The organism is Brevundimonas sp. Bb-A (genome assembly GCF_009394735.1).
GTDB classification, from domain to species: Bacteria; Pseudomonadota; Alphaproteobacteria; order Caulobacterales; family Caulobacteraceae; genus Brevundimonas; species Brevundimonas aurantiaca.
Map to the genome: position 1 here is coordinate 1,634,485 of NZ_CP045456.1, position 18,708 is coordinate 1,653,192.

16 protein-coding genes are annotated in these 18,708 nt (G+C 67.7%); 7 read left to right on the top strand and 9 right to left on the bottom strand.

Going from position 1 to position 18,708, the window contains the following annotated elements:
• Complete coding sequence (locus BSP_RS08035) at positions 1–1,626, top strand: ABC-F family ATP-binding cassette domain-containing protein (RefSeq protein ID WP_152949885.1); 1,626 nt, start codon at positions 1–3, stop codon at positions 1,624–1,626.
• On the opposite strand, the gene BSP_RS08040 is transcribed toward BSP_RS08035, so the two are convergent.
• Positions 1,601–2,050 (bottom strand): tRNA (cytidine(34)-2'-O)-methyltransferase, encoded by a 450-nt coding sequence (locus BSP_RS08040; RefSeq protein ID WP_054765382.1) that lies wholly within the window; start codon positions 2,048–2,050, stop codon positions 1,601–1,603. The two genes, BSP_RS08035 and BSP_RS08040, sit on opposite strands and share 26 nt — an antisense overlap.
• 193 nt (positions 2,051–2,243) lie before the next feature.
• On the opposite strand from BSP_RS08040, the gene petA reads away from it, so the two are divergent.
• From petA to BSP_RS08065, 5 genes are all read left to right on the top strand, one after another.
• Positions 2,244–2,780: a ubiquinol-cytochrome c reductase iron-sulfur subunit gene (petA, locus tag BSP_RS08045; RefSeq protein WP_054765383.1), complete on the top strand. Its 537-nt coding sequence runs from the start codon at positions 2,244–2,246 to the stop codon at positions 2,778–2,780.
• A gap of 17 nt (positions 2,781–2,797) precedes the next feature.
• Complete coding sequence (locus tag BSP_RS08050; protein ID WP_054765384.1) at positions 2,798–4,126, top strand: cytochrome b/b6; 1,329 nt, start codon at positions 2,798–2,800, stop codon at positions 4,124–4,126.
• A 32-nt stretch (positions 4,127–4,158) separates the two neighbouring features.
• The gene (locus BSP_RS08055) at positions 4,159–5,004 is read left to right on the top strand and encodes a cytochrome c1 (RefSeq protein WP_054766902.1); all 846 of its coding nucleotides are present in this window, start codon (positions 4,159–4,161) and stop codon (positions 5,002–5,004) included.
• A gap of 151 nt (positions 5,005–5,155) precedes the next feature.
• The gene (locus tag BSP_RS08060) at positions 5,156–6,823 is read left to right on the top strand and encodes a M28 family metallopeptidase (RefSeq protein WP_152949887.1); all 1,668 of its coding nucleotides are present in this window, start codon (positions 5,156–5,158) and stop codon (positions 6,821–6,823) included.
• Positions 6,824–6,863: 40 nt separating this feature from the next.
• The gene (locus BSP_RS08065) at positions 6,864–8,522 is read left to right on the top strand and encodes a M28 family peptidase (RefSeq protein ID WP_152949888.1); all 1,659 of its coding nucleotides are present in this window, start codon (positions 6,864–6,866) and stop codon (positions 8,520–8,522) included.
• 27 nt (positions 8,523–8,549) lie between these two features.
• Here BSP_RS08065 and BSP_RS08070 read toward each other — a convergent pair whose 3' ends face one another.
• Both BSP_RS08070 and BSP_RS08075 read right to left on the bottom strand, forming a co-directional pair.
• A complete protein-coding gene (locus BSP_RS08070; protein WP_054765387.1) occupies positions 8,550–9,536 on the bottom strand; it encodes a DUF6607 family protein in 987 nt (328 codons plus the stop codon).
• Between the two features lie 35 nt (positions 9,537–9,571).
• Positions 9,572–11,779, bottom strand: coding sequence for a TonB-dependent hemoglobin/transferrin/lactoferrin family receptor (locus BSP_RS08075; RefSeq protein WP_152949889.1), 2,208 nt, complete (start codon positions 11,777–11,779; stop codon positions 9,572–9,574).
• A gap of 120 nt (positions 11,780–11,899) precedes the next feature.
• On the opposite strand from BSP_RS08075, the gene BSP_RS08080 reads away from it, so the two are divergent.
• Positions 11,900–12,430, top strand: a complete 531-nt coding sequence (locus BSP_RS08080) for a hypothetical protein (RefSeq protein ID WP_194166950.1) — start codon at positions 11,900–11,902, stop codon at positions 12,428–12,430.
• Positions 12,431–12,439: 9 nt separating this feature from the next.
• On the opposite strand, the gene ychF is transcribed toward BSP_RS08080, so the two are convergent.
• The 6 genes from ychF to pth all read right to left on the bottom strand — a co-directional run bounded on the left by ychF (position 12,440) and on the right by pth (position 18,655).
• Complete coding sequence (gene ychF / locus BSP_RS08085) at positions 12,440–13,534, bottom strand: redox-regulated ATPase YchF (protein ID WP_152949891.1); 1,095 nt, start codon at positions 13,532–13,534, stop codon at positions 12,440–12,442.
• 70 nt (positions 13,535–13,604) lie between these two features.
• On the bottom strand, positions 13,605–14,090 hold the full coding sequence (locus BSP_RS08090) for a copper chaperone PCu(A)C (protein WP_152949892.1): 486 nt from the start codon (positions 14,088–14,090) through the stop codon (positions 13,605–13,607).
• 13 nt (positions 14,091–14,103) lie between these two features.
• On the bottom strand, positions 14,104–15,459 hold the full coding sequence (locus BSP_RS08095; protein ID WP_152949893.1) for a PepSY domain-containing protein: 1,356 nt from the start codon (positions 15,457–15,459) through the stop codon (positions 14,104–14,106).
• On the bottom strand, positions 15,459–17,543 hold the full coding sequence (locus BSP_RS08100) for a TonB-dependent receptor domain-containing protein (RefSeq protein ID WP_152949894.1): 2,085 nt from the start codon (positions 17,541–17,543) through the stop codon (positions 15,459–15,461). The genes BSP_RS08095 and BSP_RS08100 overlap by 1 nt, the downstream gene beginning before the upstream one ends.
• Before the next feature lie 67 nt (positions 17,544–17,610).
• A complete protein-coding gene (locus BSP_RS08105; protein WP_054765394.1) occupies positions 17,611–17,997 on the bottom strand; it encodes a DUF2946 family protein in 387 nt (128 codons plus the stop codon).
• 37 nt (positions 17,998–18,034) lie between these two features.
• A complete protein-coding gene (gene pth / locus BSP_RS08110) occupies positions 18,035–18,655 on the bottom strand; it encodes an aminoacyl-tRNA hydrolase (RefSeq protein WP_054765395.1) in 621 nt (206 codons plus the stop codon).
• Positions 18,656–18,708 lie beyond the last annotated feature (53 nt).

Sequence of the window (18,708 nt, forward strand, 5' to 3'; positions counted from 1 at the left end):
ATGCCAACCAGCCCAAGCCCAAGCGCGTTCCCGTGCGCGCTCGCGACCCTCGACAAGGTCGCCGCTAGAACGCCTGACGGCGTTACGCTTTTCGACAATCTGAGCCTGACCTTCGGGTCTGAGCGCACCGGCGTTGTCGGTCGCAACGGCGCGGGCAAGAGCACGCTGCTGCGTCTGATCGCCGGCGACCTGTCCCCCAATGAGGGAACGGTCACGTGCCTCGGCTCTGTCGGCGTTCTGGATCAACGGTCCGATCCGTCTCCCGTCGAGACAGCGGCGCAAACCCTGGGCGTCGCGCCGGCCCTGGCGGCGATCGACCGGCTGCTGGCTGGCGCGGGCGACGCCCAGGACCTGGCCGACGCCGATTGGACCCTGGAACCCCGGATCGATTCAGCCCTCGCCGAAGTCGGGTTGGCGGGCCTGCCGATGGACCGGCCGACACGCAGCCTCAGCGGCGGGGAACAGACCCGGCTACGGCTTGCGGGATTGATCCTGGCGGCGCCCGACCTGATCCTGCTGGACGAACCGACCAATCACCTGGACGTCGAGGCGCGGCGCTGGGTGGCCGAGGTGCTGGGTCGCTGGAAGGGCGGGGCGGTGGTGGTCAGCCATGACCGGGATCTGCTGCGTCGCATGGATCGCATCGTCGAGGTGTCCGGCCTGGGGGGCGCCGTCCACGGCGGGAACTACGACCTCTACGCCGCACGCAAGGCGATTGAGCGCGAAACAGCCGAACGCGACCTGGTCGAGGCTGAACGGACGCTGGCCCGCGTGGCGGCGGACGCCCAGCGTCGCACGGAGATGAAGGCGCGGCGGGACGCGGCCGGACGCCGCAAGGCGGCCAAGGGCGACATGCCCAGGATTCTGATCGACGCACGGGCCGAGCGGGCCGAAAACAGCGGCGGCGGCGACCGGCTCCTCGCCGTGCGCCAGGCGGCGGAGGCGGAAACCGCCTTGGCCGCCGCGCGCCAAGGGGTGGAGCGGGTGCGAACCCTAACCATCCCCATGCGCGCCACAGGCCTTGCGGCGGGACGGACGGTGGCCACCTTGAGCGGGGCGGTCTGGACGACACAGGACGGGCGGCGGATCGTCGGTCCTGTGGATCTGACCTTGACCGGCCCGGAGCGGGTCGCCGTCACCGGCCCGAACGGCGCGGGCAAGACGACCCTGCTGCGGCTCATCACCGGCGATCTTGCACCGACTTCGGGTCAAGTGCAGCGACCCGTTCCCGCAGCCTTGCTGGATCAGGAGGCGGCTTTGCTGCGCCCCCAGGAAACCTTGGTCGAGGCCTGGATGCGGCTGAATCCGGACGGTTCGGTCCAAGAAGCCCAGGCGGCCCTGGCTCGCTTCCTGTTTCGAAATACGGCCGCGCATCGGCGGGTCGGCGACCTGTCCGGCGGTGAACGGCTGCGGGCCGCCCTGGCCTGCGTCATGACGGGAACGCGCCCGCCGCAGCTTCTGGTGCTGGATGAGCCGACCAACCACCTGGACCTCGATTCGGTGGCGGCGGTGGAGGCGGCGTTGAGCGCCTATGACGGCGCCCTCGTTGTCGTCAGCCACGATGCGGACTTCCTGGCGGCGGTCGGGATAGATCGGACGGTCAGCCTAGCCCGCCCGTCTGCCTGAGGCCCTCCCAAAGGGCGATGCCCGCCGTGACCGACAGATTCAGCGACCGGGCCTCGGGTCTGAGCGGAATCACCACGCGCGCGTCTGCGGCGGCGTGCACATAGTCCGGGGCGCCGGCGGTCTCCTTGCCGAACAGAAGCGTGTCGGTGGGTTCGAAGACGAAGTCGGGCAGGGGCGTCGCCCCCTTGGTGGTGAAGAGCACCAGCCGTCCGGCGGGTCGCTCGCGCTGGAACGCGTCCCAATCCGCATGGCGGGTCATGTGCGATAGGGGGCCGTAATCCAGGGCCGCCCGCTTCATGGCGCGGTCGTCAAAACGGAAGCCTGTGGGCTCAATGACGTGCAGGGCGACGCCGAAACAGGCCGACAGCCGGATACAGGCGCCGACGTTCTGAGGAATGTCCGGTTGAAAAAGGGCGAGACGCATTCTAAGCCCTAGGTATACGCGACCTGGGGGTTTGTCGCGGTCTGTTTGCGAGCGTTTCGCAAGAAACGTCAGCAGCTTGCGGCGAACGCCGCAAATACAGGCCGAGGGGACCACAGGGCAGCGCTTTTAGGGTTCGTGCCGTAGCAGAGGAGCGCCAAAACAGGCGGTCCCGGCGGTCTTCGAGAGGTGAAACGTGGCCGAAACGGGTGTGATTCCGGAAGGCGAGGGCGATCCGAATCGCCGCGACTTCATCCATATCGCGGCGGGCGCCGCTGCGGTGGGCGCCGGGGCGATGATCGCCTGGCCTCTGATCAATCAGATGAACCCTGCGGCCGACACCCTGGCCCTGGCCTCGATCGAGTTCGACCTGACCAAGGTTCAGGAGGGCCAGCAGGTCGTGATCAAGTGGCAGGGCAAGCCGGTCTTCGTGCGCTATCGCACCCCGGCCGAGCTGCAGAAGGTCATTACCGAGGGCGCCGTCGGCAGCCCGCCCCAGACGGATGCGGAACGCACCAAGTCCGGGCATGAGAAATATCTGGTCGTGGTCGGCTCCTGCACCCACCTGGGCTGCGTCCCGACCTTCGGCGCCGGCGATTACGGCGGCTGGTTCTGCCCGTGCCACGGCTCGCACTACGATGCGTCCGGTCGGATCAGAAAGGGGCCGGCGCCCCTGAACCTGGTCGTGCCCGACTACGAATACACGTCCGACACCCGCGTTAAGATCGGTTGAGGGCGAAGGGGGAGGAAATGAGCGAACACGAATCCACCTACGTCCCGAAGACGGGCGTCGAAAAATGGCTGGACACCCGGCTGCCCATCATCCGCTTCGGCGCCGACTATATGTCGCTGCCGACGCCCAGGAACCTGAACTACTGGTGGACCTTCGGCGGCATCCTGGCCCTGTGCCTGATGACGCAGATCGTCACCGGCATCGTTCTGGCCATGCACTATACGCCGAACGTCGACCTGGCCTTCGCCTCGGTCGAGCGGATCATGCGTGACGTCAACGGCGGCTGGCTGATCCGCTATGTCCACGCCAACGGCGCCTCGATGTTCTTCATCGCCGTCTATCTGCACATGCTGCGGGGGCTGTACTACGGCTCCTACAAGGCGCCGCGCGAGATGATCTGGATCATCGGCTGCGTGATCTTCTTCCTGATGATCGCCACCGCCTTCCTGGGCTATGTCCTGCCCTGGGGTCAGATGTCCTTCTGGGGCGCAGAGGTCATCACCAATCTGATCGGCGCCGTGCCCCTCGTCGGCGAACCGATCCTGATCTGGCTGCGCGGCGGCCCGGCGATCGACAATGCGACGCTGAACCGCTTCTTCTCCCTGCACTATCTGCTGCCCTTCGCCATCCTGGGCTGCGTGGTCCTGCACCTTTGGGCCCTGCATTCGGCCGGTCAGAACAATCCGGTGGGCATCCTCATTCCGAAGGATCGCGCCAAGAAGGACACTCTGCCCTTCCACCCCTATTTCACGGTCAAGGACGGCTTTGCGATCATCCTGTTCCTGATCCTGTTCGCCGTCTTCGTCTTCTATCAGCCGAACGCCCTGGGCCACGCCGACAACTACATCCCGGCCAATCCGCTGCAGACGCCCGCCCACATCGTGCCCGAATGGTACATGCTGCCCTTCTACGCCATCCTGCGCGCGGTGCCGGACAAGTTCGGCGGGGTGGTCGCCATGTTCAGCGCCATCGGCGTCCTGTTCGTCCTGCCCTGGCTGGATACGTCCAAGGTGCGGTCGATGCGCTATCGCCCGACCATGCGGACCTTCTTCTTCATCTTCCTGGTGGTCGGCGTCGGCCTGGGCTGGTGCGGCGGTCAGCTGCCGGACGCCCCGGTCATTCCGGGCATGGCCAGCTTCGTCCTGTTCGACGGAGAGGTGAACTCCTACCTGTGGCTGACGCGGCTGTTCACCCTCTACTATTTCGTCTTCTTCCTGGTGATCCTGCCCTTCGTGGGGCTGAAGGAGACGCCGCTGCCGATCCCCGCGACGATCTCGGAACCGGTCCTGACGGGGGGCGACGCCGTCCCGGCCGCCGCGCCCGCCTCGCCCGAGAAGAAGGGCTGAGCGTCATGAGCTTTGGAAAAATGAGCGTGTCGATGTCCAGACTGGTCGCTTCGGCGGTCGCCGCCCTCGGCCTGATGACGGCGGCGCCCGCCCTGGCGGAGGGCGGGGCGGCCCACCCCCGCTCCGGCGGCTTCAGCTTCGACGGCCCCTTCGGCGTCTATGACCAGGGCCAGCTGCAGCGCGGCTACAAGGTCTATCACGAGGTCTGCGCCGCCTGTCACAGCATGAACCTGATGCACTACCGGAACCTGGGCGATCGCCACGGGCCGTTCTGGAATCCGAAATATCCGAATCCGAACGACAATCCGGTGGTGAAGGCCCTGGCCAAGGAGATCCAGGTTCCCGACATCGATAGCGAGACGGGCGAGCCGATCCAGCGCGACGCCACCCCAGCCGACAAGTTCCGCGCCCCCTATCCCAACGCCACCGCTGCTGCGGCCGGCAACGGGGGGGCGGCGCCGCCGGACCTGTCGGTCATGGCCAAGGCGCGTCACGGCGGCGCCGACTACATCTACTCCCTGCTGTCGGGCTATCGCACCCCGCCCGCGGGCCTGCAGATCCGTCCGGGTCAGCACTACAACCCCTATATGCAGGGCGACCTGACCCCCTTCTGGACCGGCGACCCGGACCATGTGCCCGAGGGCGGCTTCATCGCCATGCCGCCGCCGCTCCAGAACGGCCAGGTCACCTATGACGACGGCTCGCCCCAGACGGTGGATCAGTACGCCAAGGACGTCGCGGCCTTCATCGCCTGGACGTCCGAGCCGAAGATGGTCGAGCGCAAACAGGCCGGTTTCGGCGTGATCATTTTCCTGCTGATCTTTGCGGGCCTGACCTACGCCAGCTATCGCCGCATCTGGAAGGGCGTGGCCCACTAGGCGCGCCCGAACGAAAACCGAAACTCAGCCCGCCGAAGCCCACTTCGGCGGGCATTGTTTTGCGACATCCTGGCCGCTGACACGGAATCGACATGATGGCTTTCCCCGCCTAGGGTTCGGCCTTCTTCTGCGGCTGTGGGGCCCTCTGTTCATGCGTATCCCTTCTTCCTTCGTCGCCGTGCTGATGGCCGGCGCCGCGCTCTCCGCCTGCGCTGCGCCGGCGGCTCTCGAGGGCTCAGGGCCGGTCGCGGCCTTCGACGCCGCACGTATCGCCGAGGACATCCGTGTCCTGTCCGATGACAGTTTCGAGGGGCGCGGCATCGCCACCCCGGCCGAGCAGAAGGTGATCGACTATCTGAGTCGCCAATACGCCGCCGCCGGCTTCCAGCCGGGCGGTCCGAACGGTCAATGGACCCAGGACGTGATCCTGAACCGCTTCACCCAGTCCAACGTCCAGGCGGCGCTGAAGCTGGGCGACTGGACCCTGCCGATGACCCAGGGGCGCGAGGTCGCTCTCTCCACCCGCCGCCCAGCCGAGCACGTCAGCCTGAAGGACGCCCCCCTGGTCTTCGTCGGCTATGGGATCACCGCGCCCGAGCGGAACTGGGACGACTTCAAGGGCCAGGATCTTCGGGGGAAGGTGCTGGTCGTCCTGGTCAATGACGCCGATTTCGAAGAACCGGCCCTGAACACCTTCGGCGGCAAGGCCATGACCTACTATGGCCGCTGGACCTACAAATACGAGGAGGCGGCGCGTCAGGGCGCGGCCGGGGTGCTGATCGTCCATGAGACGGCGCCGGCGTCCTATGGCTGGCAGACGGTCGCCAACTCCTGGGGCGTGTCCCAGTTCGACATCCTGCGCCAGAATGCGGCGGCTGAGCGGGTTCCGGTCGAGGGCTGGATTCAGCGCGACGTCGCCGTCGATCTGTTCCGCCGCGCCGGTCTGGATTTCGAGACGCTGAAGGCCCAGGCTCGCCGCCGCGACTTCCAGCCCGTGCCCCTGACCGGCGCCGGCTTCTCGACCGAGTTCGATGTGGCGACCAGTCAGGTCACCACCCATAACGTCATCGCCCGCCTGCCGGGAACCACCCATCCGGACGAGACGGTCCTCTACACCGCCCACTGGGACCACATCGGCATGGGCGAGCCGGACGAGACGGGCGACCGCATCTTCAACGGCGCCGTGGACAACGCCTCGGGCACGGCGGGCCTGTTGGAGCTGGCGCGGATGTACGGTCGGGCTCCTCGGACCGAACGCTCAATCGTCATGATCAGCTTCACCGCCGAGGAGAGCGGCCTTCTGGGCGCTGAATACTACGCTTCCAATCCCGTCTATCCCCTGGCCAGGACGGTGGGCGGCTTCAACATGGATTCGATGAACGTCTATGGCCGTGTCACCGGCCTGGGCGTGACCGGCTACGGCCAGTCCGACTTCGACGAGCGCTTGGCCGCCGCGATCCAGCCCCAGGGCCGCACCCTGATGCCGGATTACGAGAACGCCGCCGGCACCTACTACCGGTCCGACCACTTCCCCCTGGCCAAGCGCGGCGTGCCCATGGCCTATGCCGGCAGTCGGGGCGACTTCCGCGACGAACCGATCGCCGAGCGCCAGGCGGCGCGCAGCGACTACGGCGCCAAACGCTATCACCAGGCCGCCGATGAATGGTCGCCGGACTGGGACTACAGCGGAATGATCGAAGATCTGACGGTCTTCTATGACGTTGGCCGCGCCCTGGCGAACGGTCGCGACTGGCCCGAGTGGAAGTCGGGCTCCGAATTCGGTCCCGTCCGCGCCGTCTCCGCTGCCGAACGCCGCTAAGTCCGCTGCTCCTCCCGTCTTTCCTCATTCGAGAACCTTCATGATCCTGCGTCGTTCTTCCATCATCGCCGCTGCGGCCCTGCTCCTGGCCGCCTGCGCCACGGCGCCGGACGCGCCTGTCGTCCCGCCTTCGGCCGCGACCGACGCCTTCGCCGTGGCCTCGGCCGCCACCCCACAGTTCAGCGCCCAGCGCTTGTCCGACCACATCAAATATCTGGCCGACGATCGGCTGGAGGGACGGTTCCCCGGCCTGGTCGGCGAGCGGCTGACGCTGGAGTATCTGCAGGCCCAGTATGAGGCCATGGGTCTGGAGCCGGGCGGGCGCGACGGCTCCTGGCTCCAGCCGGTCGATCTGGTGCGGTTCACGCCCGAACGGCCCCCCGTCGCGACCTGGACCGGAGCCGACGGCGTCAGCCATGATCTGACGTCGGGCGCGGACATCACCCTGCGGGCCGGCCCGGCCGATCCGGTGGTCAAGGTCTCCGACGCCCCCCTGGTCTTCGCCGGCTACGGCATTGTGGCGCCCGAGCGGGGCTGGGACGACTATGGCTCGACAGACCTCACCGGGAAGGTCGTGGTCATTCTGCGCGGTCAACCAGAGTCCATGGGCGCCGACCCCAACTTCTACGGCTCGGGCGAACACAAGACCCAGGAGGCGCTGAAGCGCGGGGCCGTCGGCGTCATCAGCCTACAGGACGTCGAGGGCCGTTGGCGCCGCGCCGTCGGCGGCGCGACCCGCCCCGCGATGACGGTCAAGGGCGCGCACGACGCCCGTTTCACCGGTTCGATCAATATGGCGACCGGGGCGGCCATCGGCGGCGACGTCCTGGCCCAGGCCTTGGCGCGTGCCAAGACGGCCGGCCTGGACGGCGGCGTCGATCTGGGCGCCCGGCTCAGCGTGGACATCGCCGAAAAGACCGAGGTCATCCACTCCAACAATCTGCTGGCCAAGATCACCGGCACGACCCGGCCCGATGAATATGTCTTCTACTCCGCCCACTGGGACCACGTCGGCAAGGCGCGGGAGAAGAACGAGGCGGGGGACGACGTCTTCAACGGCGCCTGGGACAACGCCTCAGGCACGGCCGGCCTGATCGAAATGGCCCGCGCCTTCAAGAACGGCCCGGCGCCGGAACGCACCGTGGTCTTCCTGCACGTCACGGCCGAGGAACAGGGGCTGCTGGGCTCTGAAGCCTATGCCGCCGACCCGGTCTATCCGCTGGCCAAGACGGCGGCCGACATCAATATCGACATGCTGCCCTTCACCCCGGCGACGCGCGACGTGGCGGTCTTCGGCGTCGGCAAGTCGGAGCTGGAGGATATTCTGGGACGGTTCGCCGCCGTCCAGGGGCGCACCGTCACTGGCGACGGTTATCCGGAAGAGGGCTTCTACTACCGTTCCGACCACTTCAACTTCGCCGCAGGCGGGGTGCCGGCTCTGATGCCGTGGAGCGGCCGTGATTTCGTGGAGGGCGGAATCGAAGCGGGCAAACCCTATTACGAGGCCCAGATGGCTCGCTACTATCACAAGCTGACGGACGAATGGCGGGCGGACTACGACTTTACCGCCGCACTTCAGAACCTGGATCTATTGTACCGGCTGGGTCTGACGGTGGCCGACAGCACCACTTGGCCGGCCTGGAAGCCGACAGCCGAGTTCAACGCCATCCGCGACGCCTCGGCCGCCGAACGGCGCTGAGGCCGTCGGCGGCGGCCGCTCCGGACCTCAACGGGCGGCGGCGGGCTGGCTTGATGTGGCCTGGGCAATCAACTCGCGAGCCCGGGCGACGGCCTCGGCCTCAGCGACTTCGCCGTCGGCCAGCGACTGGGCCAGATCCATCAGCGGCGCTCCAGTGACCGCGCCGGTCTCGGCCTCCTGCTGCAGATGGACTCCGTTTCCGGCGACGATGGCTGCATCCCAGGCGTCGCGCACGGCGGCCCAGAAGCCTTGGGTCTTGGCCCAATAGTCGTCCCCCGGCTTGGGGGAATAGCTGTCGTTCCGGTCGTAGGTGTTGATCACATCTTCCTGGACCACGGCGATCGGCGCACCGTCCGGCTGGCCGGCCATCTTCATGTTGTCTTGAATATGCACCCAGCCGGCGGGTGTCAGGATGTGCCGATTGGTCCCCAGATAGCGGTCGTAGATCGGATGCCGCACCGCGTCCCGCCGCGCCAGCGGCCGCCAGGTCGGGTCGGACGTCCAGGCCGTCAGCCCATTGTCATAGGTCCAGCGGCCGACTCCGCCGTAACGAGGTGAATCGTCAGTCTGCCACACGGTCTGAGACCAAGCGCCCTGGCGCTGGGCTTCCGGGACGGGGGTCAGCACCCACCGGTTCGGCCCGGCGTAGGTCAGGACCGTCTGCGGCTGATAGGTCCAGTCCTGGCGCCAGTGTTTGATCACCATGGTCTGACCGTCGTGCTCCATCACCAATATGTGCTGCAGGCTGATCCGGTCGCCCTTGTCGTAGACGACACGCACGATCTCGCTGCCGCCGGACAGCTTCTCCTCCAGCGGATCATAGTCGGCGCGGAAGCTGACGTTCTCGCGCATGTCGAAATGGACGCGGTATTGGCCCGCCTGGGCCAGAATGGCCTGGCGGTCCCGCTCGAAGGCGTCGGTCGCCGCGGCGACGGGCGGCTGAGCGGCGGTCGCCAGCGCCTGGGAGGCGGGGGCGACGGCTAACAGGGCGGCGGCGATCAGAATGGCGCGCATGGGGCGTGTCCTTGAAGTACGTGCGGTCATGGCGGTTACAGGCGCAAGGTCAGGGAAAGGCCGAAGTTGCGGCCAGGCTGGGTGTAGGCGTCCTTGACGGTCGATGCGGCGGACAGGCCCCGCACGTCGCTCCACCAGCCGTAGGTCTCGTCAAAGACGTTGAAGGCGCCCGCGCGCAGGGTGGCGCGTTCGGTCACGTTCCAATAGGCGGTCAGGTCTAGCAGGGTGAAGCTGTCGCCCAGATAGCAGGCCGCGCCGCAAGACAGATTGTATGTGGCCCTATCCTTATTGCCGGACCAGGTAACGGTGGCCGATCCGCCCCAAACGCCAGAAGGCGCCGCGTAGTGAACGCCGGCCACCACCTTGACCGGATCGATGCTGCTGAGTTCGGTGCGGCGGCCGTCGGTCGTCTGCTCTCCTTCGGCATAGGCGGCCGACCCGATCAGGCTGAAGCCGTTGTCCCAATAGAGGTCCGCACGGGCTTCCAAGCCGCGAATGTCCACCTCGGTCAGGTTGACGTATTGATAGACAAGAGGATCAACGCCCGGTACGCCCGTGCCGCTGACCGCCACCTGGTCGATGAAGTCGTCATAATGTGTGGCGAAGGCCGTGGTGTTCAGACGCATCACGCCCCCGGCCACGTCGATGCCGCGCAGTCGGAAGCCGGCCTCGAAGCTTTCGCTGGTTTCCGGCGACAGGTTCGGATTGGGGATCGAGCGATAGCCGAAGACCGGGTTCTCGAAATAGTTGTTCACCTGCATCGGCGACGGCGCACGGAAGCCCAGGCCGTAGCTGGCGAAGACGCCCAGATGCGCGCCGGTCCAATAGACGACGCCCAGCTTGGGCGAGATATGGTCGTCGCTCTGTCCCGAGGCTGCGGCGGGGAACTCGGCGTCCACCTTGGGCGACAGGTCGTACCAGTCGTAGCGCACGGCGGGGATGATGCTGAGGGCGCCCCCAAGCGCCTCGATCTCGTCCTGGACGAACAGGCCGGCCAACTGGAAATCGGTCGTCGGGAAGGCGCGGACAGGGAAGGTCTCGCCGACCGGCGGCGTGATCCCGTCGCGCAGACCCTCCTGGGTCGTCTTGGACCAGTCGCCGCCGAAGGTGACGCGGTGCCGGACCGCGCTCGTCTCGCCGAACACCCGCGCCCCTTGGGCGGCCAGGCCATAGACCCTGTTGTCGAAGGTGACGTCCCGCGCCCGGTCCACGGCCGGCGTGCGATCCTCAAAGGTGTACTGCCGCGTCTCGGCGTCCTGCCAGTAAAGGCCGATCGAGCCGTCGCTCAGGCCGGCGAAATCATTGAAGCGCCAATCACCGCTTATGCGGTCGCGACGGGTCTCGTCATGGGCGGTGACGGACAGGACGGTCGCGGACCGGCTGCTCAGGGCGTCGCCGGTCATGTCGGAATCCAGATGGTCGTAGGTCAGACGCAGCACATGGTTCGGCGCGGCCTGCCACACCAGCTTGCCCAGATAGGCGTTGGAGGCGAAGTCCTGGGGGTTGGGCTCGGTGCGGGCGGCGCCGACCCCGCCGGTTTGGCCCTTATTCTCCGTCTCCTGATGGTCGCGGCGGGTGTAGGCGATCAGCCCTGACAAGGCGCCCGATCGGCCGGCGAAGGCCAGTCCCTCGGTCCAGCCCTCGTCGGCCGAGCCGTAGCCGACTCGCGCCCGTGCGCCGAAGGCCTGGCCGGCGGTCAGAAAATCGACCGGATCCTTGGTCTTGAACGCCACCGCACCCGCCACGCCGTCCGAGCCGTAAAGGGCCGACGCCGGGCCGCGCAGGATCTCCACCGACTTGGTCAGGTCCAGGTCATTATAGCCGCCGCGCCCCACCGCCTGGGCCCCGAAGCTGAAACCCGCAGGCAGACGCACACCGTCATTGATGATCAGCACCCGGTCGCCGCCCATGCCCCGGATGGTGAAGCCCGAATCGCCGTCGCGGCCCGCGCCGGACAGGGCCAGGCTGAAGCGGGCGGGGGAGGTGGGCACGCTGACCCCTGGCTCATACCGGATCAGATCCTTGATGTCGGTCGCCAGCATGGCTTCGATCTCGGCGTCAGTGATGACGCTGATCGTGCCGGGCGTCCGCGACGCCTGCCGCTCCGACCGCGTGCCGATCACGACGATCGGATCAACCTGGGTCGCTGCGACCACGGGCGTTTCGGCCCGCGCGGAGGCGGTGGAAAGGGCGGTGGCGGCCGCGGTGACGGCGACGGTGCAGAGGAGAAGGTGATTGCGCATAATAGCCCCGGCTGATGAAGGCGGCTTCATTAATGCGAACGATTATCAGAATCAACCGCATTTGTCGCGCGGGTTTGAACCGGCGTTGGGTCTCGACGTTGCGGTGTCATGAGACTCGCCTTGTTTCCGCTGCTCGCCCTGGGTTCCCTGCTGGGCGCTTGCGGCGAGAATGACGTCAATCCTCCCGACCAGCCCGCCGCGCCGCTCAGGACCGCCGAAGCCATGCAGGCGGTTGAACCGCCCGGCCCCTCGTCCCTGGCGTCGCGGGGGCCGCGCAGCTTCGTCGGGGTCTGGGCCGGCGACCTCGCCTGGTGCGCCCGCCCGCAGGGCGACCGACGGCCCCTGACCATCACCCCTCAGCGGTTCGAGGGGTATGAGAACCGTTGCGACATCGCCCATATCGACGAGACGCCCCACGGCTATGTGGCGACGTTGAACTGCACGGCGGAGGGGCGGGTCGCGACCGAGCGCGTCCACATGGCGGCGGCCGGCGACGTCATGAACCTGACCTATATTGACCGGGATATGACCACGGTGAAGCTGCTGCGCTGCCCCGGCTCGCCACGGGCGCCCGACCCCGCCAATCCGCTGGAGAAGATGCTGAAGCCCGACAAGGACCAGGACCAGGCCGCAGCGCGGCAGTCCCCCTGATCTGACGCCTCAGTTGAACAGGAAGTTCATCACGTCGCCGTCCTTGACGACGTAGGACTTGCCTTCCGCGCGCAGCTTGCCGGCTTCGCGCGCCTTGGCCTCGCCGCGCAGGGCGACGAAGTCTTCGAAGGCGATGGTCTCGGCGCGGATGAAGCCTTTTTCGAAGTCGGTGTGGATGACGCCCGCCGCCTGGGGCGCGGTGTCGCCGACATTGATGGTCCAGGCGCGGGCCTCTTTGGGACCGACCGTGAAATAGGTCTGCAGGCCCAGCAGCTTGTAGGCCTCGCGGATCAGCCGGTTCAGGCCGGGTTCCTCCAGACCCAGGGTCTCCAGGAACTCTTTCTGCTCGGCGTCGTCCAGCACGGCGATCTCGGATTCGATCTGGGCCGAGATGACGACCGAGTTGGCGTTGTCCTGGGCGGCGCGGGCGGCGACCTTGGCCGACAGCTCATTGCCCTGGTCGGCCGAACCCTCTTCGACATTGGCGACATAGAGGGCGGGCAGGGCGGTCAGCAGCTGCAGCATGTGCCAGGCCTTCATGTCCTCCTTGGACACCTCGGCGGTGCGGGCGGGCTTGCCGGCGTTCAGCTGGGCCAGGGCCAAATCGACCAGTTTCAGCGTCAGCGCCGAATCCTTGTCGCCGGTCTTGGCCCGCTTCTCCAGCTGGGGCCGGCGGCGCTCCAGGCTTTCCATATCGGCCAGCATCAGCTCCGTCTCGATGATGTCCAGATCGGCGATCGGATCGATGCGGTTTTCGACGTGGGTGATGTCGTCGTCGACGAAGCAGCGGGCGACGAAGGCCACGGCGTCGCAGTCGCGGATATTGGCCAGGAACTGGTTGCCCAGGCCTTCGCCCTTGGAGGCGCCGCGCACCAGGCCCGCGACGTCCACGAAGGTGATGCGGGCGGGAATGATCTCCTTGGAGCCTGCGATCTCGGCCAGGGCGTTCAGGCGCGGCTCTGGCACGGCCACGTCGCCGGTGTTCGGCTCGATGGTGCAGAACGGATAGTTGGCCGCCTGGGCCGCCGCCGTCTTGGTCAGGGCGTTGAACAGGGTGGACTTGCCGACATTGGGCAGGCCGACGATCGCGACTTTCAGGGCCATGGGATTCCTCGTGAGGCGCGAGCCTTTAGCCGGTTCGAACCGGTTTGTCAGGCTCGCGCTTCAAAAGGCCTCAGTGGGCGGCGTGATCCATCCCCGCCATGGTCGGTTGGCGCACCGCCGCCTGAACCGTCACCTCGGGCGCCGAGGCGAACGTCAGGGTGATGGGCACGGTCTCGCCTGCGACCAGGGGGGCGGTCAGGCCGATCAGCATCAGATGATTGGCGCCGGGCGCCAGCTCGACCGCCTGACCGGCCGCCAACGGCAGGCCCTCGGTCAGTTGGGCCATCTTCATCATGCCGTTCTCGGTCTTCATCTCATGGACCTGAAGCTCGGCCGCGCGCGGGGTGAAGCCGCCGGTCAGCCGGTCGTCGGTCGCGGCTGTCAGGGTGACGTAGCAGCCCCCGGCCTTGGCCCCGTTCGGCGAAGGCCGACACCAGGCGTCGGCGGCGGTCACGGCGGCGGCCGTCGCCTCAGCGGCAGGGGCCGGCTTGTCCGCAGGCGGGTTGCAGGCCGTCAGTGCAAGGGCGGCGACGGCGAGGGACAGATGGGTCTTCATGGCGTCGGTTCTTTCAGGAAACGGCGGGACGGCGCCGGATCATCGGCCGCACGGCTCGATCGAGCAATACGGCGAAGACCAGGCTCAGGCCCGTCAGGGGATAGAGGAGGGCGAGGGGCAGGACGATGCCCAGGACGGCGGCGCGGATGCGCGGTCCGGGCGGGGCGGGCGGGCCGCCCAGTCGCAGGCGCGACAGGTTCGGCGGGCGGCGCTTCCACCACATGACCAGACCGCTGATCGCCAGCAGCCAGACGCCGATACAGCCCAGCAGCATGATGATCCGGTTCAGCTGGCCGTACTGTGTGCCCTGGTGGGTATAGACGCCCCATTCGACGGTTTTGGCGCCGACGCCGAACCGGTCGTAGCCGAGGTCGGCCAGCAGACGCCCCGAGGCGGCGTCGATGTACAGGGACCGGCTGTCCTGAACCCGGCGGGCCTGTGTGGTGATCGTATAGGCCGTGCCGCCGGCGGCGGGGATGTTGACGGCGTAGGGCCGGGCCAGACCGGCGTCGTCGGCGGCCTTCAGCACCCGGTCCAGTGCGCCGTGGCCCGCGTGGTCGTGGGTCATGACCATTCCGTCCATGGCCCAACCGGCGCCGATGGGCTGGTCATGGTGTTCGGCGCGCTGCCAGGCTCCCGCGACAGGCGCGGGCGGGCGGCCCAGACCGCTGGACTTGACGGCGTCCATCACCGTGTCGCCCCAGAAGGCCGACCAGGGCATGCCGGTGACCGCCAGGAACAGCACCACACCGCCGACGTAAAAGCCCGTCAGGGCGTGCAGGTCGCGCCAGAAGGGGCGGCGTCGGGCGTCGGTCGTTCGGAGCGAGACGGTCGCGACAGCCCGTCCACGCGGCCACCACAGATAGAGGCCCGTGGCGAACAGGATGATGGTCCAGCCCGCCACGATCTCGACCAGGATGTTGAACGGCCGCCCCAGCAGGGTCAGGCTGTGGGTCTTCTTGACCAACTCCATAAAGCCGCCGGCGGGAATGACGCCGGTGACGCGGCCGGTGTGGGGATCGACGAAGACCGTCTTCTGCACCCCGTCGGGTCGATCCACGCGCAGGCGAACGGCCTGGTCCGCCTGGACGGGCAGGACCAGATTGGCGACCCGACCGCCGTCGGCCGCCTGGGCCGCCGACGTCAGCCAGGTTTCCGGCGCGGTCTGGGTTTGGGCCGCCGGCACGCGGATCATGTCCCGATAAAGGGCTCCGTCGATCTCGTCCTTGAACAGATAAAGCCCACCCGTCAGGGCCAGCAGCATCAGCACGGGCATGACGAAGACGCCGGCGTAGAAATGCCAACGCCAGACGGCGCGGTAGGCGCCGGACAGATCGTCCGGCGCCTGGGTTGTGGCCTTCCCGGCCATCAGTAGCTCATCCTGACGCCGACATAGGCCGAGTGGCCTTCGCCGGGGAAGAAGACGGCCTTCGAGACGCTGGCGAGGCTGGCGTCGGTGACGGCGCTGAAGTTGGAGACATAGGTTTCGTCGAACAGATTGCGCACGTCTGCGAAGACAGTCAGTCCATCCCGCACATCCCAGCCCATGTTCAGGTTCGCCACCGTATAGCCGGGCGACTTCAGAGACGGCGTATTGGCGTAGTCGACCCAAGAATCCGCCATTGACCATTCCACGCTGGGCGCCACGAACCAGCCTGCGGTGTGGTCATACCTCAACTCGGCCCGGTAAAGGTGCGGCGGCACGACCGGCAGATGGCCGTCGCCATATGTGCTGTCTCCGTCGAAGAAGAAGTCCGAGAAGGCATAAGTCTGGCGCAGGCGCCACTGCGGCGCGATCCGCCAATCCAGCCCGGCCTCAATGCCCTGGTGAACGGTCTCTTCGGCGTTGAAAGTGACGGTGGTGCCGAGCGTCGGGTTCGACACATAGTTCAGCAGTTCGTGGTCCAGGTCGGCGCGATAGGCGGTGACGTCCCAGGTCACCGGCCCTCGGCGACCGCGCGTGCCGATCTCCCAGGTCACGGCCTCCTGCGGGACCAGGGGCTGATAACCGGCGGCGGTCGGCGACAGGGCCGAGAAGTTGGGCGGCTCGACCGAGCGGGTGACATTGGCGAAGACCTGATCGCCCTGCTCGCTTTCCCACAAAAGGCCGGCGCGGGGGGCGAACCAGTCGAAGCTCTTGTCGACGGTCAGGTCGATCGTGCCGGAGACGCCGGGGACCACATAGCTCTGATAGTCCCGCTCGGCGCGGCCCCAGGTTCCCCCGGCGACCAGGGCCAGGCGGTCGGTGACGAACAGCCGCCCCTCGCCGAAGACGTCCAGCCCCTTGCCGTTCTGGAAGCTGCGGGCGCGCAGGCCGTTCTGCTGTCCCGCCAGATTGCCCCATTGTTTGGCGTCCAGATCGCCCTGACGATACCAGGCGCCGTAGAAGGCGTCGGCGCGCAGGCCGAAGACCTGTCCCTGCCAGTCGAACCGTCCGAAGGCGCCGTAGTTGCGGCTTTCCTGATCGATCACCTGGAAGATGGGGTGGTCCAGATCCTTCCAGGTTCCATAGATCGCGCCCTCGAACACGGTGGACGGATCCAGCCGCCAGCGCGTCTGCACCGTCGTGCGGACTGATTGCATATTGCGCTGATAATTCAGGGTGATGTTGCCTGGGTTGGCCGCTGTTGGGTCGGTCAGGGCGCCCGACAGGCTGACGCTGCCGGGGATTTCCTGATGGATGTCGCCCCCCGAGACCAGCAGACGAACCTCCCGGTCCTGGCCGAAGCTGCGGCCGATGTTGGCGGACAGGTGCAGGGACTTGCCCTCGCTCTGTTGACGCCAGCCGTCCACGCTCTGGCCCGTGACGGCGGCGAAGCCGTCCCAGTCGCCGCGAACGCCCGCCACCTCGGCATGGGCGCGCACCGTGCCATAGGAACCGCCGTCCAGCCGCAGGTTCAGGTTCGATGCGGCCGTGCGCCCGGTCGGGGCGACTAGATTGACCGCTCCGCCCAGCAAGGCGCCGCCGAAGCGCAGGGCGTTGCCGCCCTTGTACACCTCGGTATAGCGGGCGATCAGCGGGTCGATCAGCTGGAAGTCGCCGAAGCCGTCGGCCTCGTTGAACGGGACCCCGTCCTGGGCCAGCAGGGTGCCGCGGTTGTGGCTGGAGTTGCCGATGCCGGAGCCCCGGATCGAAAGCCGGATGTCGCCGCCCCACTTCTTCTGGGCATAGACGCCCGGCGCGTCGCGCAGCACGTCGGCGAGGTTGGGCGCATAGCGGTCGGCGTAGGATTCGGCCGAGACGACGGCGACCGCGCCCGGCGTGCGGGCCAGACGCTCCCGCGCCTCGGCGACGACGGCGGGGTCGTCGGCGTTGCGGCGGGCGGTGACGATGACGGTGTCGAGGACGGCGGGCTCTGACGCCTGTTGCGCCAGGGCGGGGCTGGCCCATCCGGTCGTGGACAGGGCGGCGAGCAGCAGGGCGCAGGGCGCCGCAGTGGTCTTGAGAGACATGATGATCCTGAAGTCAGAACGGGAAAGGGCGCGCGAGCGTGGGGCCGGCGCGGGCTTCGGGTCTGGTTCAGGCGTGGGGTGGGGCGGTGGACGGCGGACGCGGCGGCGCGCGGGCCGGCGGCGGTGGGCTGACACGGGCGGGCGTATAGACGACGGTCTCGACCGTGCGGAGGACCGGCGCGGGTTCGGGCGCGGGCGGGACGGGCAGGGCGGCGGCCAAGGGCACGACGCAGGCCGCGCACTTGGCTCCCAGATGTTTGTTGACCGGGCCGTCCATGCCGCCGGACTGGATGGTCTGCGGCCCTTCTGCGGAACAGATGACCAGAGGCTGGCCCGGCTGGGCCGCCGCCAAGGCGCCGAACGGCAGCAGACTTCCGAGCACGATGGCGAAGACCGCCGCCAGGAAGGCGAGCGACTTCGATGTCGACCAATGATCGGCCTCGGAACGGTTCACGCCTCGCCTCTACGGCGTTTCGCCAAGGGCGTACAGGCTACAGTTCGCCGCGCGCCGCCTGTCGGGGGCTGAACTTGGGCGCCGGGGCCAGGCGCATGACCTCGCCCTGATAGCGTTCGTCGTCGCCGGCGACGGCGAAGGGCAAAGCGTCAGCGCAGGCCTCGAGCAGGGCGTCCAGCCAGGGCTGCTCCGCCTTGTGGAAGTCGCCCAGGACGTGGGGCATGACCATTTCCTTCTCGCCGGGATGGCCTATGCCCATGCGCGCGCGACGGAAGTCCGGTCCCAGGTGGCTGATCAGCGAGCGGATTCCGTTCTGGCCCGCCGCTCCGCCGCCGGTCTTCATACGGAAGCGGCCGGGGGCAAGGTCGATCTCATCGTGGAAGACGATGATCTCGCTGGGCTTGATCTTGTAGAAGCGCGCGGCCTCGCCGACGGCCCGGCCGCTCTCGTTCATATAGGTCTGGGGCTTCATCAGCAGAACCTTGACCGGCCCGTTCGCCGTATCGACCTGGCCTTCGCTGACGATCGACTGGAACTTGGCCCGCTCGGGGCCGAAGCGCCAGCGCCGCGCGATCTCGTCGGCGGCCATGAAGCCGATGTTGTGGCGGTTTTTCTCGTATTTGGCGCCCGGATTGCCCAGGCCGGCGATGATGATCATGGCGCTCCTCATGCCGTTTGCGTCGCGCAAAGAAAAGCCCCGCCGCGGCGAGC

Bases quoted from the DNA above. Each gene is read 5' to 3' on its own strand.
- BSP_RS08050 (WP_054765384.1), top strand. From the start codon at position 2,798: ATGAGCGAACACGAATCCACCTACGTCCCGAAGACGGGCGTCGAAAAA.
- BSP_RS08040 (WP_054765382.1), bottom strand. From the start codon at position 2,050: ATGCGTCTCGCCCTTTTTCAACCGGACATTCCTCAGAACGTCGGCGCC.
- BSP_RS08095 (WP_152949893.1), bottom strand. From the start codon at position 15,459: ATGGCCGGGAAGGCCACAACCCAGGCGCCGGACGATCTGTCCGGCGCC.
- BSP_RS08055 (WP_054766902.1), top strand. From the start codon at position 4,159: ATGTCCAGACTGGTCGCTTCGGCGGTCGCCGCCCTCGGCCTGATGACG.
- ychF (WP_152949891.1), bottom strand. From the start codon at position 13,534: ATGGCCCTGAAAGTCGCGATCGTCGGCCTGCCCAATGTCGGCAAGTCC.
- BSP_RS08060 (WP_152949887.1), top strand. From the start codon at position 5,156: ATGCGTATCCCTTCTTCCTTCGTCGCCGTGCTGATGGCCGGCGCCGCG.
- BSP_RS08100 (WP_152949894.1), bottom strand. From the start codon at position 17,543: ATGTCTCTCAAGACCACTGCGGCGCCCTGCGCCCTGCTGCTCGCCGCC.
- BSP_RS08070 (WP_054765387.1), bottom strand. From the start codon at position 9,536: ATGCGCGCCATTCTGATCGCCGCCGCCCTGTTAGCCGTCGCCCCCGCC.
- BSP_RS08075 (WP_152949889.1), bottom strand. From the start codon at position 11,779: ATGCGCAATCACCTTCTCCTCTGCACCGTCGCCGTCACCGCGGCCGCC.
- pth (WP_054765395.1), bottom strand. From the start codon at position 18,655: ATGATCATCATCGCCGGCCTGGGCAATCCGGGCGCCAAATACGAGAAA.
- BSP_RS08090 (WP_152949892.1), bottom strand. From the start codon at position 14,090: ATGAAGACCCATCTGTCCCTCGCCGTCGCCGCCCTTGCACTGACGGCC.
- BSP_RS08065 (WP_152949888.1), top strand. From the start codon at position 6,864: ATGATCCTGCGTCGTTCTTCCATCATCGCCGCTGCGGCCCTGCTCCTG.
- BSP_RS08035 (WP_152949885.1), top strand. From the start codon at position 1: ATGCCAACCAGCCCAAGCCCAAGCGCGTTCCCGTGCGCGCTCGCGACC.